At 68.0% G+C, this 14,512-nt stretch carries 12 protein-coding genes; 4 read left to right on the top strand and 8 right to left on the bottom strand.

All coding sequences use genetic code 11. The features are described 5' to 3' along the window. Nucleotides 1-9: 9 nt before the first annotated feature. The 3 genes from gad to pdxR form a co-directional block, all read right to left on the bottom strand. Nucleotides 10-1,392 carry a glutamate decarboxylase gene (gene gad, locus EYZ64_RS08225; protein ID WP_135453000.1) on the bottom strand — a complete coding sequence of 461 codons (1,383 nt, stop codon included), beginning with the start codon at nt 1,390-1,392 and terminating at the stop codon, nt 10-12. A gap of 14 nt (nt 1,393-1,406) precedes the next feature. After that, nucleotides 1,407-2,819 (bottom strand): NAD(P)H-hydrate dehydratase, encoded by a 1,413-nt coding sequence (locus EYZ64_RS08220; protein WP_135459892.1) that lies wholly within the window; start codon nt 2,817-2,819, stop codon nt 1,407-1,409. Between the two features lie 124 nt (nt 2,820-2,943). Next, on the bottom strand, nt 2,944-4,350 hold the full coding sequence (gene pdxR / locus EYZ64_RS08215; RefSeq protein ID WP_135452999.1) for a MocR-like pyridoxine biosynthesis transcription factor PdxR: 1,407 nt from the start codon (nt 4,348-4,350) through the stop codon (nt 2,944-2,946). A 57-nt stretch (nt 4,351-4,407) separates the two neighbouring features. Here pdxR and EYZ64_RS08210 point away from each other — a divergent pair, with 57 nt between their 5' ends. Continuing rightward, nucleotides 4,408-5,316, top strand: coding sequence for a DMT family transporter (locus EYZ64_RS08210; RefSeq protein WP_135452998.1), 909 nt, complete (start codon nt 4,408-4,410; stop codon nt 5,314-5,316). On the opposite strand, the gene EYZ64_RS08205 is transcribed toward EYZ64_RS08210, so the two are convergent. After that, nucleotides 5,273-6,352, bottom strand: a complete 1,080-nt coding sequence (locus EYZ64_RS08205) for a zinc-dependent dehydrogenase (protein ID WP_135452997.1) — start codon at nt 6,350-6,352, stop codon at nt 5,273-5,275. The genes EYZ64_RS08210 and EYZ64_RS08205 overlap by 44 nt on opposite strands. A 195-nt stretch (nt 6,353-6,547) precedes the next feature. On the opposite strand from EYZ64_RS08205, the gene EYZ64_RS08200 reads away from it, so the two are divergent. After that, the gene (locus EYZ64_RS08200) at nt 6,548-8,500 is read left to right on the top strand and encodes a PTS mannitol transporter subunit IICBA (RefSeq protein ID WP_135452996.1); all 1,953 of its coding nucleotides are present in this window, start codon (nt 6,548-6,550) and stop codon (nt 8,498-8,500) included. A 35-nt stretch (nt 8,501-8,535) separates the two neighbouring features. Continuing rightward, nucleotides 8,536-9,294, top strand: coding sequence for a DeoR/GlpR family DNA-binding transcription regulator (locus tag EYZ64_RS08195; protein ID WP_135452995.1), 759 nt, complete (start codon nt 8,536-8,538; stop codon nt 9,292-9,294). Nucleotides 9,295-9,313: 19 nt separating this feature from the next. Here the strand turns inward: EYZ64_RS08195 and EYZ64_RS08190 are convergent, their stop codons facing one another. Together EYZ64_RS08190 and glmS are read right to left on the bottom strand one after the other, a co-directional pair. Beyond that, a complete protein-coding gene (locus EYZ64_RS08190; RefSeq protein ID WP_135452994.1) occupies nt 9,314-10,234 on the bottom strand; it encodes an alpha/beta fold hydrolase in 921 nt (306 codons plus the stop codon). Further along, complete coding sequence (gene glmS, locus EYZ64_RS08185) at nt 10,234-12,111, bottom strand: glutamine--fructose-6-phosphate transaminase (isomerizing) (protein WP_135452993.1); 1,878 nt, start codon at nt 12,109-12,111, stop codon at nt 10,234-10,236. Before glmS ends, EYZ64_RS08190 begins: the two co-directional genes overlap by 1 nt. Nucleotides 12,112-12,253: 142 nt before the next feature. Here glmS and EYZ64_RS08180 point away from each other — a divergent pair, with 142 nt between their 5' ends. Beyond that, entirely contained in the window at nt 12,254-13,105 is an 852-nt protein-coding gene (locus EYZ64_RS08180) for a dienelactone hydrolase family protein (RefSeq protein ID WP_135452992.1), read from the top strand. On the opposite strand, the gene EYZ64_RS08175 is transcribed toward EYZ64_RS08180, so the two are convergent. Together EYZ64_RS08175 and EYZ64_RS32355 are read right to left on the bottom strand one after the other, a co-directional pair. Further along, on the bottom strand, nt 13,095-14,234 hold the full coding sequence (locus EYZ64_RS08175; RefSeq protein ID WP_135452991.1) for a CaiB/BaiF CoA transferase family protein: 1,140 nt from the start codon (nt 14,232-14,234) through the stop codon (nt 13,095-13,097). The genes EYZ64_RS08180 and EYZ64_RS08175 overlap by 11 nt on opposite strands. Next, nucleotides 14,231-14,512: aldehyde dehydrogenase family protein (locus tag EYZ64_RS32355; RefSeq protein WP_286174684.1), on the bottom strand; the 282-nt coding region annotated here is incomplete at its 5' end. The genes EYZ64_RS32355 and EYZ64_RS08175, both read right to left, overlap by 4 nt.

Raw genomic sequence — 14,512 nt, 5'->3', positions numbered from 1 at the left:
AGGCCCCGTTTAGTGCGCAAACGGCTGCAGGTCGTTGAATGCTCCGCTCGGCTTCAGCTTGTCGAGTCGCTGAAGCACCGTGATCATGTCGTCCTTGAGCGCCCGGGCCAGGTCCGCGGAGAACCCCTCACGCACCACGACCCGCAGCACCACGACGTCGGTGGCCCCCTCGGGCATGGTGTAGGCCGGCACCTGCCAGCCGAAGGAGCGCAACCCCTCGGACACGTCGAACTCGGTGTAGCCCGGTTTGCCTTTGAGGCGGAAGCTGACGACGGGGATGGCCGATCCATCGGTGATCAGCTCGAAGTGCTCACTGTCACGCAGCTCGTCCCCCAGCCAGCGCGCCGTCTGCGACAGGCATTGCATCACCTGGGTGTATCCGGCCCGGCCGAGCCGAAGGAAGTTGTAGTACTGGCCCACCACCTGGTTGCCGGGCCGCGAGAAGTTGAGCGTGAACGTCGGCATGTCGCCGCCGAGGTAGTTGACCCGGAACACCAGATCCTCCGGCAGGTACTCCTTGCTGCGCCACACCACGAAGCCGATGCCCGGGTAGGTCAGCCCGTACTTGTGGCCGCTGACGTTGATCGACACCACGCGCGGCAACCGGAAATCCCACTCCAGGTCGGGGTGCAGGAACGGGACGACGAATCCGCCGCTGGCGGCGTCGACGTGGACGGGGATGTCCAGGCCCTTGTCTTGAGCGAGCTGGTCCAGCGCCGCGCAGATCTCCGCGATCGGCTCCAACTCCCCGGTGTAAGTGGTGCCCAGGATCCCGATGACGCCGATGGTGTCCTCGTCGACCGCGTCGAGCACCTGCTCCGGGGTGATCACGTAGCGCCCCTCCTCCATCGGCAGGTAACGCGGCTCGACGTCGAAGTAGCGGCAGAACTTCTCCCACACCACCTGGACATTGGAGCCCATCACCAGGTTCGGGGTGCGCCCCTTCCAATCCTTACCTACCTTCTCGCGCCACCGCCATTTCATGGCCAGGCCGCCCAACATCACCGCCTCGCTGGAGCCGATGGTGGAGACGCCGCACGCGGCCGACGAATCCTCGTCGCTCAGGTCTTCGGCGTGGAACAGTTCGGCGACCATGCTCACGCAGCGCGCTTCGATCGCGGCGGTGGCCGGGTACTCGTCCTTGTCGATCATGTTTTTGTCGAACGTCTCGGCCATGAGTTTCTCGGCCTCGGGGTCCATCCAGGTGGTGACGAACGTCGCGAGGTTCAACCGGGAGCTGCCGTCGAGCATCAGCTCGTCGTGGATGAAGCGGTACGCCGCACCGGGTTCCATCGCGTCATCGGGCAGGCGCAATGAAGGAACCGGGGCCATCGCCAACCTGCCGGTATACGCCGGTGAGATGTGCGGGGTGCGAGGGTGCTTGTGCGGCATGGAGATCCTTTTCGTTACAGCGCCGCGATTGCGGCGCGGACATGGGCGAGGATGCGTGACGCCGAGGTCGGCGCCGGATTGGGACCGGGATCGGCCGCCGACAGGTTGGCGGCACGGGCATGGACGAAGGCTGCCGCGGCTGCGGCCTCGCCGGCGGGCAGTCCGGCGGCCAGCAGGGCGCCGATGATTCCGGACAGCACATCGCCGGATCCGGCTGTGGCGGCCCAGGATTGGCCCGCCGGGTTGAGATATGCCGTTCCCCCAGGCGAGGCGATGACGGTGACGTTGCCCTTGAGCAGCACGGTGGCGCCGAGTCGCTCGGCCAGGCCGCGGGTGGCGGCGACGCGATCGGCGCCCGGGGGATCTCCCGCCAACCGCTGGAATTCGCCGGCATGCGGGGTGAGCACAGTGGGTGCGCTGCGCCCGGCGAGCGGGCCGGGATCGGCGGCCAGCAGCGTGAGAGCGTCGGCGTCGACGATCACCGGCAGGTCGGATTCGAGCGCGAACCGCAGCGCGGCCTCCGCCGTGTCATCGGTGCCCAGCCCGGGCCCGACCACCCACGCCTGGACCCGCCCGGTCTCCTGCGGGCTGGGCGCGGCGATCACCTCAGGCCAATGTGAAAGCACCTGCGGTGCAGCACTTCCCGCATAGCGGACCATGCCGGAGGTCGCGGCCACCGCGGCGCCGGTGCTCAGCACGGCCGCACCGGGATAGGTCGCCGAACCGGACAGCACACCCGTCACCCCTTGGGTGTACTTGTCGTCGTGCGGGCCCGGGATCGGCCAGTGGGCCCGGACATCGGCCACCTCGAACCCGGCCAGGTCGGTCGGCGCCAGGTCCAGGCCGATGTCGATGAGTTCGACGCGGCCGCATTCCCCCAGTGCGTGTACGGGTTTGAGACCGCCGAACGTGACGGTCAGCGCGGCACGCACATGTGGGCCTTCGGCGGCTCCGGTCTGTACGTCGAGCCCGCTGGGGATGTCGACGGCGACGACGGGGGCGGTGTTGGCCTCGAATACCGCCGCGGCATTGGGGCGCAACGGGCCGCGCCCGGAGATGCCGACGACTCCGTCGATCACCAGATCGGTTGCTGCGGCGATGCGGGAAACCACGTGGCCGCCGGCCCGCCGGAACGCCGCCAAGGCTTTCGCGTGAGTTTTGTCCGGATTGAGCAGGACGGCATCGGCGGCCGCTCCGCGGCGGCGCAGGAACGTCGCCGCCCACAGGGCGTCACCGCCGTTGTCGCCGGAGCCCACCACCGCACAGATCCGCCGGCCCGCAACACCACCGGTCCGCAGCTTCAGTTCGGTGGCGATCGCCGTCGCCAGCCCATAGGCGGCACGGCTCATCAGCACACCGTCGGGCAGCGATGCCAGCAGTGGGGCCTCGGCGGCACGGATCGCATCGGCCGAGTAGTAGTACCGCATCAGCTCCCGTTCCACTCGAGATGTGTTCGACTTTGCCGCGCGCCAACAGGTTACGTGTGTTTGCTCGGGACGTCACCGAAAGTGACGCTATGGCTGCTGCCGACGCGCAGGAACGACCGCTGCGTCACTTTCGCGCGATCCGCGCGATGGTGGCTGCGGCTTCGCGTAACCGGTCCGGTGGATGCGAGGCGTACCCGAGCACCAGCCCGGGCGGTCCGGGCAGCCGCCGGTGCCAGGACACGGGATGCGCGAGGACACCGGCTGCACGCAGATCGTCGGCCAGTGCGACGTCATCGATGCCCTCGGGCAGCGTGACGAGCAGGTGCAGGCCGGCGGCGACACCGCTCACCTTCGCGGCGGGCATCGCGACCGACAACACGTCCAGCAGTGCATCGCGCCGGGCCCGGTGCCGTGCGCGCACCAGCCGGACATGCCGGTCGTACTCACCTGATTCCAGTAGCCGGGCGAGCACCAGCTGCGGCAGGGTCGGGCTGCCGAGGTCGGTGGCATGCTTGGCGGCCACCAGGTCCGGATGGCGCCGCGGGGGCGCGACCACCCAGCCCAGACGCAGCGCGGGCGCCAGGCTCTTCGAGGTGCTGCCGGCATACGCGATGCGATCGGGCGCCGACGGGTGCAAGGCCGGCACGGGTGCCCGGTCATAGCGATATTCGGCGTCGTAGTCGTCTTCGATGATCAGCTCCCCGTCCCACTCGAGCAGCTCCCGGCGCCGATGCGGGCCGAGCACCACGCCCGTCGGGAACTGATGCGCCGGGGTCAGGAAGACGGTGGGTGCGCCGGTGGCGGCCAGCTCCGTGACGACGATGCCGTCGTCGTCGACGGGGACGGGAACCGGGCGCAGACCCCAGTACTCGAGTTCGTCGACGGCTCCGCGCGAACCGGGATCTTCGACGGCGATCGTGTCGAGGCCTTCGCGATGCAACTGCTGCGCGAGCAATGCGACGGCCTGGGCGACACCCGCGACCACCAGGATGTCGTCGGGTTCGATCCGCAGCCCACGGGCCCGGCCCAGCCACGGGGCGAGCGCCGCCCGCAACCGCGGATGGCCGTGCGGATCTCCGTAGCCGAGGTCTTCCGGCGAGGTCTCGGCCAGCACCGCGCGCTCGGCGCGCAACCAGGTGCCGCGCGGGAATGCCGACAGATCGGGCACACCCGGCGAGAGATCGATTCCTTCGCCGACCGGCAAACGGGGCCGCGGCAGCCGTGCCACCGCCGGCGCCCCGACGTCTGCCCGCGGCGGCCGGACCGGCTGCGTGAGTACGTGGGTGCCACCACCCGCATGCCCGCTGACCAGACCTTCGTCGGCAAGGCGCCGATAGGCCTCGACAACCACACCGCGTGACACCGCGAGTTCGCCGGCCAGCACCCGGGTCGCCGGGAACCGGGTGCCTGGGACGAGCCTCCCGTCTGCGATCGCGGTGCGCAGCGCATCCGCGAGCCAGTCGGTGAGTCCGCGGGTCGGGGCGGACGCCGGGTCGAGCTGCAGAAAGTCTGCGCCCGCAACTTGGTCCATGACATATATCCAAACTTGGTTCTACTTGTTGGACCATATTGGCGCCAGCATAGGAGCATGTCCAGCTCCACCCGCGCCGGCCTGTCCGGCGCACTCGGCATGACGTTCGTCGGCGGCAGCGTGGCGGTCTCAGGTGCACTCGCCGATGCGCCCATGCACACCGCGCAGGCATTGCGCTACGCCATTGCCTGCGCGCTGCTGCTCGCATGGGTCCGATTCACCGGCCAACCCCTGCGCCGCCCCCGAGGCACCGAGTGGCTCTGGCTGATGGGGGTCACCGTCACCGGCCTGGTGCTGTTCAACCTCGCCCTGGTGCGTGGATCTCAGCACGCCGAACCGGCAGTACTGGCAGTGGCAGTGGCGTGTGTACCGGTGGCACTGGCGACGGTGGGGCCACTACTGGAAGGCCACCAGCCGCGAAGGCGGGTGTTGGCCGCGGCTGTCGTGGTCAGCATCGGGGCGGTCGCCGTCGAAGGGCTGGGCCGCGCCGATACCGTCGGACTCCTCTGGGCCGTAGTCGTTTTCGGCTGCGAGGCCGGCTTCACGCTGCTGGCGGTGCCGGTACTCGGCTCACACGGGCCTGCGGGAATATCGGTGCACACCACCTGGATGGCCGCCGCGACGTTCGGCGTGCTCGCGCTGAGCGCCGAAGGGTGGAGAGCAGCAAGCAATTTCGACACGGGCCAGATTCTGGCCATCGGTTATCTGGCCGTCTGCGTGACGGCGGTCGCCTTCATCCTCTGGTACACCTGCGTGCGGCAGCTGGGCGCCGGGCGGGCCGGCCTGCTCACGGGAGTGGCGCCGGTGGCCGCCGCCGTGATCGGGATGCCCGTCACCGGGGCGATTCCCGGCACGGCGGTTTGGGCCGGGATCGGCCTGATCGCGTGCGGGCTGGCGCTGGGCTTCAGCGAGGACCGCGCCGTCAGACCGCTGCCGTCGCGGCGGCAGGCTCAACCGTCACCTTGATGGCCTCACCGTTCTGCACGATCGAGAACGCGTCGAGCACATCGTCGAGCGGGATGTGGCGGGTGATGAGGTCCTTCACCGGCACCTGACCGGTCGAGATGTACTGCAGCGCACGCTTGTTGTGCACCGGCGCGGAACCGTTGGCGCCGTGGATGTGTAACTGCCGGTAGTGCACCACATTCGAATCACAGGTGATGGTCGGGTTGGTCTTGGGCAGTCCACCGAAGAAAGAGATGCGCCCGTTGCGGGCCGCCATGGCGATGGCCTGCTCCTGGGTGATGTTGGCCGCGGTGGCGGTGATGACGATGTCCGCGCCGCGGCCGCCGGTCAGTTCCATCACCTTCTCGACGACGTCGACCTCCGCCGCGTTGATCACCTCATCGGGACGCACGGCGTCGGCCGAGATCTTGAGCCGGCCTTCGTTCACGTCGACGAGATAGACCGGGCCGCAGCTGTGCACACCGCGCGCGATGCGGATGTGCATACAGCCGATGGGGCCGGCGCCGAACACCACGACGGTGTCGCCTTCTTCGATACCGAGCAGATCCTGCGCGTTGATCGCGCACGCGAACGGTTCGGCCGCCGACGCCTCGTCGTAACCGACGTTGTCCGGAATCCGGTTCAGCCCATCGACTTTGAGTACCTGGTGCGGAACGATCATGTACTCGGCGAACCCACCGTCGTACTGGTAGCCCATCGATGTCTGGTTCTGGCACACAGCCATCCAGCCCTTGCGGCACTCGTGGCATTCCCCGCACGGGACCGCCGCGATCACCTGAACTCGGTCACCCTCGGCCCAATCGGTGCCATAGGTGGAATTCACGTCGGCACCCACCTCCACGATGTCACCGGCGATCTCATGGCCGATGGTGCGCGGTGGGGTCAGGTTCTGGTGCCCGTTGTGCAGGATCTTGACGTCGGTGCCGCAGGTGGAGCAGTTGCGAACCCGGATCTTCACCTCATCTGGGCCGCATTGGGGCTCGGGCACATCCTCCAACCGGACGTCCTCGGGGGCGTAGTAACGCAGGGCTTTCATGGCGGTCCTCTCGACTCACACAGGGACTGGCGATAACCGGTTCGGTATCAGCACCCTAACTCCGATGCGGTCATAAAACCACATTTTAGTCTGCCCATTTACGCCCGATTGCTTGCACTAGTGCCCACTTGTGCGGTGTACTGAGGTGCATGTGACCGGCGTCACCCAGCAGCCGGCAAGATCGGAGGTCGTCAGATGTCCACTGTCGAAGCGCCACGCACCGGAGTCCGGGTGCACGTGCAGAAGCTGGGCACCTCGCTGTCGAACATGGTGATGCCGAACATCGGCGCCTTCATCGCCTGGGGCCTGATCACGGCCCTTTTCATCGAGCAGGGCTGGCTGCAGGCCATCTTCTCCGGACTCAAGGACCCCGACGGATGGGTGGCCAGAATCGGCGGCTGGGGCAGCTACGACGGCGCCGGCATCGTCGGCCCGATGATCACCTACCTGCTCCCGGTCCTGATCGGGTACACCGGTGGCCGGATGATCCACGGCAACCGCGGCGCCGTCGTCGGGGCGATCGCCACCATGGGGGTGGTCGCCGGCGCGGATGTCCCGATGTTCATGGGCGCGATGATCATGGGGCCACTGGGCGGCTGGGCGATGAAGAAGGCCGACGCGCTCTGGGAAGGCAAGATCCGGCCCGGCTTCGAGATGCTCGTCGACAACTTCTCCGCGGGCATCCTCGGCATGCTGCTGGCCATCCTCGGCTTCTTCGGGGTGGGACCGATCGTGTCATCGTTCACCCGTGCCGCCGGAAACGCGGTGGACTTCCTGGTCAGCAACGACCTGCTGCCCCTGACCTCACTGCTCATCGAACCGGCGAAGGTGCTGTTCCTCAACAACGCCATCAACCACGGGGTGCTGACACCGCTGGGCACCACCCAGGCACTGGAGACCGGCAAGTCGATCCTGTTCCTGCTCGAGACCAATCCCGGTCCCGGCCTGGGAGTCCTGTTGGCGTTCATGGTGTTCGGCCGCGGCGCTGCCCGCGCCTCGGCACCGGGCGCCGCGATCATCCAGTTCTTCGGCGGCATCCACGAGATCTACTTCCCGTATGTGCTGATGAAGCCCAAGCTGATCGCCGCCACCGTCCTCGGCGGCATGACCGGTGTGTTCATCAACGTGCTGTTCGGTTCCGGGTTGCGCGCGCCGGCCGCGCCCGGTTCGATCATCGCGATCTACGCGCAGACCGCCGGCGGCAGCTTCCTCGGGGTGACGTTGTCGGTGCTCGGGGCCACCGCCGTCTCGTTCGCCGTCGCCTCACTGCTGCTCAAGACCGACCGTGCCGGCGACGAACCCGATCTGGCTGCGGCCACCGCCGAGATGGAGGCACTCAAGGGCAAGAAGTCCAGTGTGGCCTCCGCCCTGGTCGGCGCACCCCGGGTTCCGGTGACCAGCATCGTGTTCGCCTGCGACGCCGGTATGGGCTCCTCGGCGATGGGAGCGTCGGTGCTGCGCAAGAAGATCCGTTCCGCGGGATTCGGCGACATCGCCGTGACCAACCAATCGATCGCGAACCTCACCGACACCTACGACCTGGTGGTGACCCACCGCGACCTGACCGACCGCGCCCGCCTGAAAACCGGTTCGGCCGTCCATGTCTCGGTGGAGGACTTCATGAGTTCACCCCGCTACGACGAGATCGTCGAGATGCTCGGTGACACGAACTCTGCCAGCGGCGCAGCGGTTGCCGAGGAACAGCCCGTGAGCAAAGCAGACGACGTGCTGCCCCTCGATTCGATCGTGCTGGCCGGCACCGCCACTTCAGCGGACGCCGCCATCGACGAGGCCGGTGCCCTGTTGGTCGCGGCGGACGCCGTCGAGCCGGCCTACGTGGACGCCATGCACGAGCGTGAGAAGTCGGTGTCGACCTACATGGGCAACGGTCTGGCCATCCCGCACGGCACCAACGAGGCCAAGACCGCGATCCGCCGCACCGGGATCTCGTTCGTGCGCTACCCCGAACCGATCGACTGGAACGGCAAGCCCGCTGAGTTCGTCGTCGGCATCGCGGGATTGGGCAACGACCACATGGCACTGCTGACCAAGATCGCGCACGTCTTCCTCGACAAGGACGAGGTGGCCCGGCTGCGGGCGGCGACCAGCGCCGACGACGTGCGCGCAGTGCTTTCCGACAGCAAATAACCGACGCCGCACCCGGGTGCCCCAGAATGGCAAGCGTGGATTCAGATACCCGCCAGAGTCGCATCGTCGAGTTCGCGCGCAGCCGGGGCCGCGTCGATGTGCTGACGCTGGCCGACGAACTCGACGTCGCGGCCGAGACCATTCGCCGCGACCTCAAGGCGCTGGCCGGGAGACGACTGCTCAAACGTGTGCACGGCGGCGCGATCCCACTGGAGACCGCAGCGTTCGAATCCACCGTCGAATACCGCAGCCAGGTGGACCTGGCTCAGAAGCACCGCATCGCGGCCGCGGCGGCACACCTGTTGCACGGCGCCGAAACCGTCTACCTGGATGAGGGTTTCACGCCGCGGCTGATCGCCGAACAGCTCGCCGATCAAGAACTGACCGTGGTGACATCATCGCTGCTGGCCGCCGAAGCGCTGGCGCACAGCGAGACCGTCACCGTCCTGATGATCGGCGGGCGAATGCGGGGACGCACCCTGGCCACCGTCGACCAGTGGGCGGTAGAGCGACTGAGCAGCCTGGTAATCGATATCGCCTTCCTGGGCACCAACGGGATCACTGTCGAGCATGGCCTCACCACACCGGATCCTGCGGTGGCAGCGGTGAAGCAGACGGCGGTGAAGGTCGCGCAACGGTGCGTACTGGTGGCGGCGCATTCCAAGTTCGGGGAGACGAGTTTCTGCCGGTTCGCTCACGTCTCCGATTTCGAGTGGATCGTCACCGGCACCGAGTTACCCGCGGAGGAAGCTCAGCGCTATGAAGCACTGGGCCCGTCGGTGATCCGAGCCTGAGGAACAATCAGGCGGAGGTTCACAGCTCGTCCCAGAACCTGCCCGCACGTTGCGCGATCTCTTCCGGGTATTCACCGTTGACGGCATGCGATGCATCGGACCAGAGTTCGACCTGCGCGCGCGGCAGCAACTCTCGGGCCCGCGCAGCGGCGCGCGTCGGTTCGAGCATGACACTGCGGCCCGCGATCAACGCGAGCACCGGGACGTCGAGCCCCCGGAGCTGCTCATCGCCGAACAGTTTCGGCATCGGTGTGCGCAGCGTGAAATCCTTTGCCCCGGCATCGATCAGCGCGGATTCGAGCTCGGCGGCCTCCACATCGGCGCCCCCGGCTATCCAGCTGTGCACCCGCCGGCGCCAACGTTCCGGCACGCGCGGCGCGAACAGTGCCACCGACGCCAGTATGGCCTTGGCCGGAACGCCGGTGAAGGTGAACACCGGATCGAGCAGGGTGAGCGATGCGATCCGGCCGGGCCGGTGCACCGCGCAATTCACGGCCGTCCAGCCGCCTATCGATACCCCGAGCAGATGTGCCCGTTCCAGTCCGAGACCGGCCAGCGCCCCATCAAGCCACTGCGCCTGATCCTGAGCGTCACGAATCACCTTGTGTTGCACCGACAGACCGGCCTCACCGAGCAGGTCGATGCCGTATACGGTGCGACGTTCCAGCAACGGCCGGAGGTTGGTCTCATACATCGGCGTCGACGCGTTGCGGCCGGGTAACAGGACCACCGGCGTGCCATCCCCCGGGCCGGCGAAGCGGTAGGCCCGCACCGTCCCGAATGAGGTTGGCACATCGAACAGTTCGAACGGCGGCAAGGCTGCCATCCCGGCCCGGTAGGTGCCCAGGAAATGCTCGAACGCCCCGTCGGAGACGAATGCGCCCAGCCCACTCCGGTCCCACCGCCCGGCGATGTTGACTGTGGGAACCCGCAGATCCACTACTCGACGGTGACCGACTTGGCCAGGTTGCGGGGCTTGTCGACGTCGTACCCACGTGCCCGAGCCACCCCGGCCGCGAACACCTGCAGCGGGATGGTCGACAGCAATGGCTGGAAAAGCGTTGACACGGCCGGGATCTCGATCAGGTGATCGGCGTACGGCCGCACCGTGTCGTCGCCCTCCTCGGCGATCACGATGGTCACCGCGCCGCGCGCCTGGATCTCCCGGATGTTCGAGAGCAGCTTGGCGTGCAGCATCTGCGCGTTCTTGGGCGACGGCATCACCACGATGACCGGCAGGTCCTCGTCGATCAGGGCAATCGGACCGTGCTTGAGCTCACCGGCGGCGAAGCCCTCGGCGTGCATGTAGGCCAGCTCCTTGAGCTTGAGCGCGCCTTCCAATGCCACCGGGTAGCCGACGTGCCGCCCCAGGAACAGGATCGTGGGCGACGTCGCGAACCGCTGTGCCAGCTGGAACACCGGCTCGATCCCGGCCAGCACCCGGCTGACCAGGTCCGGCATGGCTTCCAGCTCGCTGTACTCGCGCTCGACCTCGTCGGGGTACTTGGTCCCGCGGGCCTGCGCCAGGGCCAGGCCCACCAGGTAGTTCGCGGCGATCTGGGCCAGGAACGTCTTGGTGGCGGCCACGCCGATCTCCGGCCCGGCCCGGGTGTAGAGCACCGCGTCGGCCTCGCGCGGGATCTGGCTGCCGTTGGTGTTGCAGATCGCCAGTACCTTGGCCTTCTGCGTCTTGGCGTGCCGCACCGCCTCCAGCGTGTCGGCGGTCTCGCCGGACTGCGAGATGGCGATCACCAAGGTGCTGCGGTCCAGCACCGGGTCGCGGTACCGGAACTCGCTGGCGAGCTCGACCTCGACCGGCAGCCGGGTCCAGTGCTCGATGGCGTACTTGGCCAGCAGGCCGGAGTGGTACGCGGTGCCGCACGCGACGATGAAGACCTTGTCGATCTCGCGCAGTTCCTGATCGGAAAGGCGCTGCTCGTCGAGCACGATGCGACCGTCGACGAAATGCCCCAGCAGGGTGTCGGCCACCGCGGCGGGCTGCTCGGCGATCTCCTTGAGCATGAAGTAGTCGTAGCCACCCTTTTCGGCGGCGTCGAGATCCCAGTCGATGTGGAATTCCCGGTAGTCCCGGCCGGCCTGCAGATCGTCCCGGCCGAAGAAGTCGGTGATCCGGTAGCCGTCGGCGGTCAGCACCACGGCCTGGTCCTGGCCGAGCTCCACGGCGTGCCGGGTGTGCTCGATGAACGCCGCCACGTCGGAGCCGACGAACATCTCGCCCTCACCGACGCCGACGACGAGCGGGGTGGACCGGCGAGCGGCCACGATCGTGCCCGGATCGTCGGCGCTGGCGAACACCAGGGTGAAGTGGCCTTCCAGGCGCTGCAGCACGGCCAGCACGGAGGCCGGGAAGTCTCCGGCGGTGTCGCCGTTGGCGTACTGCCGGGCCACCAGGTGCACAGCCACCTCGGAGTCGGTGTCGCTGGCGAACTCGACCCCGTCGGCTTCCAGCTCGGCGCGCAGGCCGGCGAAGTTCTCGATGATGCCGTTGTGGACGACGGCGATCTTGCCTGCCGCGTCGCGGTGCGGGTGCGCGTTGCGGTCGGTAGGCCGGCCGTGGGTGGCCCACCGGGTATGGCCGAGTCCGGTCGTGCCGGTCAGCACGCCGTCATCGGTCTCGGCGAGGGTCGACTCCAGGTTGGCCAGGCGGCCGGCGCGGCGACGCACCGTCAACCCGCCGTTGCCGTCGATCAGCGCGATTCCCGCGGAGTCGTAACCCCGGTATTCCATCCGGCGCAGCGCGTCGACGACGATGCCGCGGGCCGGGCGCGCCCCGACGTAGCCGACGATTCCACACATAGGATCCCAGGGTAGTGCAGACGGAGCCCTGGCCCGATTCTGCGCGACGGCCTTTGACGCAAATCACCACGAAAGCACCCGGGCGCGCCTCAGCCTCAATTGGCGCGTCACGCGCCGCGTCGCCCTGCGCTACGGTCAACGCGTGGCCAGCACAAAGAAGCTCTTCGCAGGGTTGACCCGCCGCGGACCGCATCGGGTTCTGCGCGGTGACTTGGCGTTCGCCGGCATGCCGGGAGTGGTGTACACGCCGGAGTCCGGCCTGAATCTGCCCGGTGTGGTGTTCGGCCACGAGTGGATGACTCAGGCGGACAACTACACGCGCACGTTGGAGCACCTGGCCTCCTGGGGCATCGTGGCGGCGGCACCCAACACCGAGACGGGGTTGGCTCCGTCGGTGCTCAATTTCGCCTTCGACCTGGGCGCGGCCCTCGAAATCATCACCGGGGTGCGGCTGGGGACGGGCAAGATCAGCGTGCACCCCGGCAAGCGCGGTGTGGTCGGGCACGGTTTCGGCGGGTCCGCCGCCGTGTTCGCCGCCGCGGGCATGGGAGGCGACGCGCACCGCCCGAAGGCCGTGGTGTCGCTATTCCCGACGGTGACCAAGCCGCCGGCCGAACAACCGGCGTCGACGCTGAAGGTGCCCGGCCTGGTCCTGACCGCCCCCGGCGACCCGATGACGCTGCGCTCGAACGCCGTGGAGCTGGCGCGGGCCTGGGAGGGTGCGACGCTGCGGACAGTGAGCAAAGCGCAGGCCGGTGGCCTGGTCGAGGGTCGTCGACTGGCCCGGTTCATCGGGCTGCCCGGCGCCGACCGGGACACCCAGAAGATCGTTCGCGGCCTGCTCACCGGGTATCTGCTGGCCACGTTGGCCGGCGACAAGACCTACCGCGACTTCGCGGATCCTGAGGGCGATCTGCCGCACACGGAACCGGCCGACCCGAACGCCGATCCGGTCGCCCTTGAGGACAAGGTCGTCGCGCTACTCAAGCCGTGATGCCGGCGGGGTCGCCGAGCACGTGCCCTCCCAGTCGAGGCGGTGCACTGCGGTATTGCACCGGCGTCGCCGACAGCGACACGGGGTTGGCGACCTGAGGGGTGCTGTTCCCGGGAACCGGGACGGTCACGGCCAAGCCCAGCTTCTCGGCGAAGGTGAACGCCTCGGCCATGTCGTTGATGGGCCCGGCGGGCACTCCCACAGCAGTGAGGACGCCATACCAGTGATCGGCGCCGTGATTGCTGAATTCGGCCTCCAACAGAGCGCACAGCTCATCTCGGTGACGCACGCGTAGCGCGTTCGAGGTGAATCGTTCGTCGTCGGCGAGCGCGTCGAGCCCGAGGGCCGTGACCAGTAGCCGGAACTGCTTGTCGTTGCCGACTGCCAACGCGATGGGCCGATCCGCGGTATTGAAGGTTTGATAGGGCGCGATGCTCGGGTGGCGATTTCCCATGATCGTCGGGACGCTGCCGGCGCCCAGGAATCCCGAGGCCTGGTTGACCATGGACGACAACAGCACTGACAGCAGGTTGGTGTCGACGCGTTGTCCCTGCCCGGTGCGGTCGCGGTGGGCCAGCGCCACCAGGATGCCCGTGACGGCATGCAGGCCGGCCAGTACGTCGACCAGTGCCACGCCGGCCTTGGTCGGATCGCCCGGTTCGGTTCCGGTGACGCTCATCAACCCGCCGACCGCCTGCACCAGCAGGTCATAGCCCGGCAGTTCGGCGCCGCCGTCACGGCCGAATCCGGTGATGGAGCAGTAGATGAGATCGGGACGGATCGCGCGCAGGTCCTCGTAGCCCAGCCCGAGTTTCTCCATGGTGCCAGGCCGGAAGTTCTCCACCACGATGTCGGCGCCGGCCACCAGGGATCGGGCGCGCTCCCGGTCGTCCGGGTCGGTCAGATCCAGCACGACCGACCGCTTGTTGCGGTTGACGGAATTGAAATACGTTGCCACGCCTGATGAATCGTACGGCGGCCCCCACTCGCGGGTGTCGTCCCCGACGCCGGGCCGCTCAATCTTGATGACGTCCGCACCGAAGTCGCCGAGCATCATGGTCGCGTACGGGCCGGCGAGTACGCGACTGAAGTCGACAACGGCAATTCCGTCGAGCGCACCGGCGATCATGAGCGCGGCGCTCCGCCGCGCAGGTACACCGTTGTGGTGTGGGTGAAGAACTCCCGGGCCGCCGGTCCCTGTTCCTTGGGGCCCAGTCCGCTCTTCTTGGCGCCGCCGAACGGTACGTGCGGATCGGCGCCGGCCGACTCGGAGTTCACATGCAGCACGCCCACGTCGATCTGTTCGACAGCCTGCAGTGCCCGGGTCAGGTCTTGGGTGAAAATCGCTGCCGAGAGCCCGAACTCGCTGTCATTGGCAAGGCTGAACGCGGCCTCGGCGTCGGCGGC

The sequence above is a fragment of the Mycobacterium sp. DL99 genome (assembly GCF_004762045.1).
Lineage (GTDB): Bacteria > Actinomycetota > Actinomycetes > Mycobacteriales > Mycobacteriaceae > Mycobacterium.
Note: the sequence above shows the minus strand (reverse complement) of the source record. Positions and strands in the feature narration are given on the sequence as shown.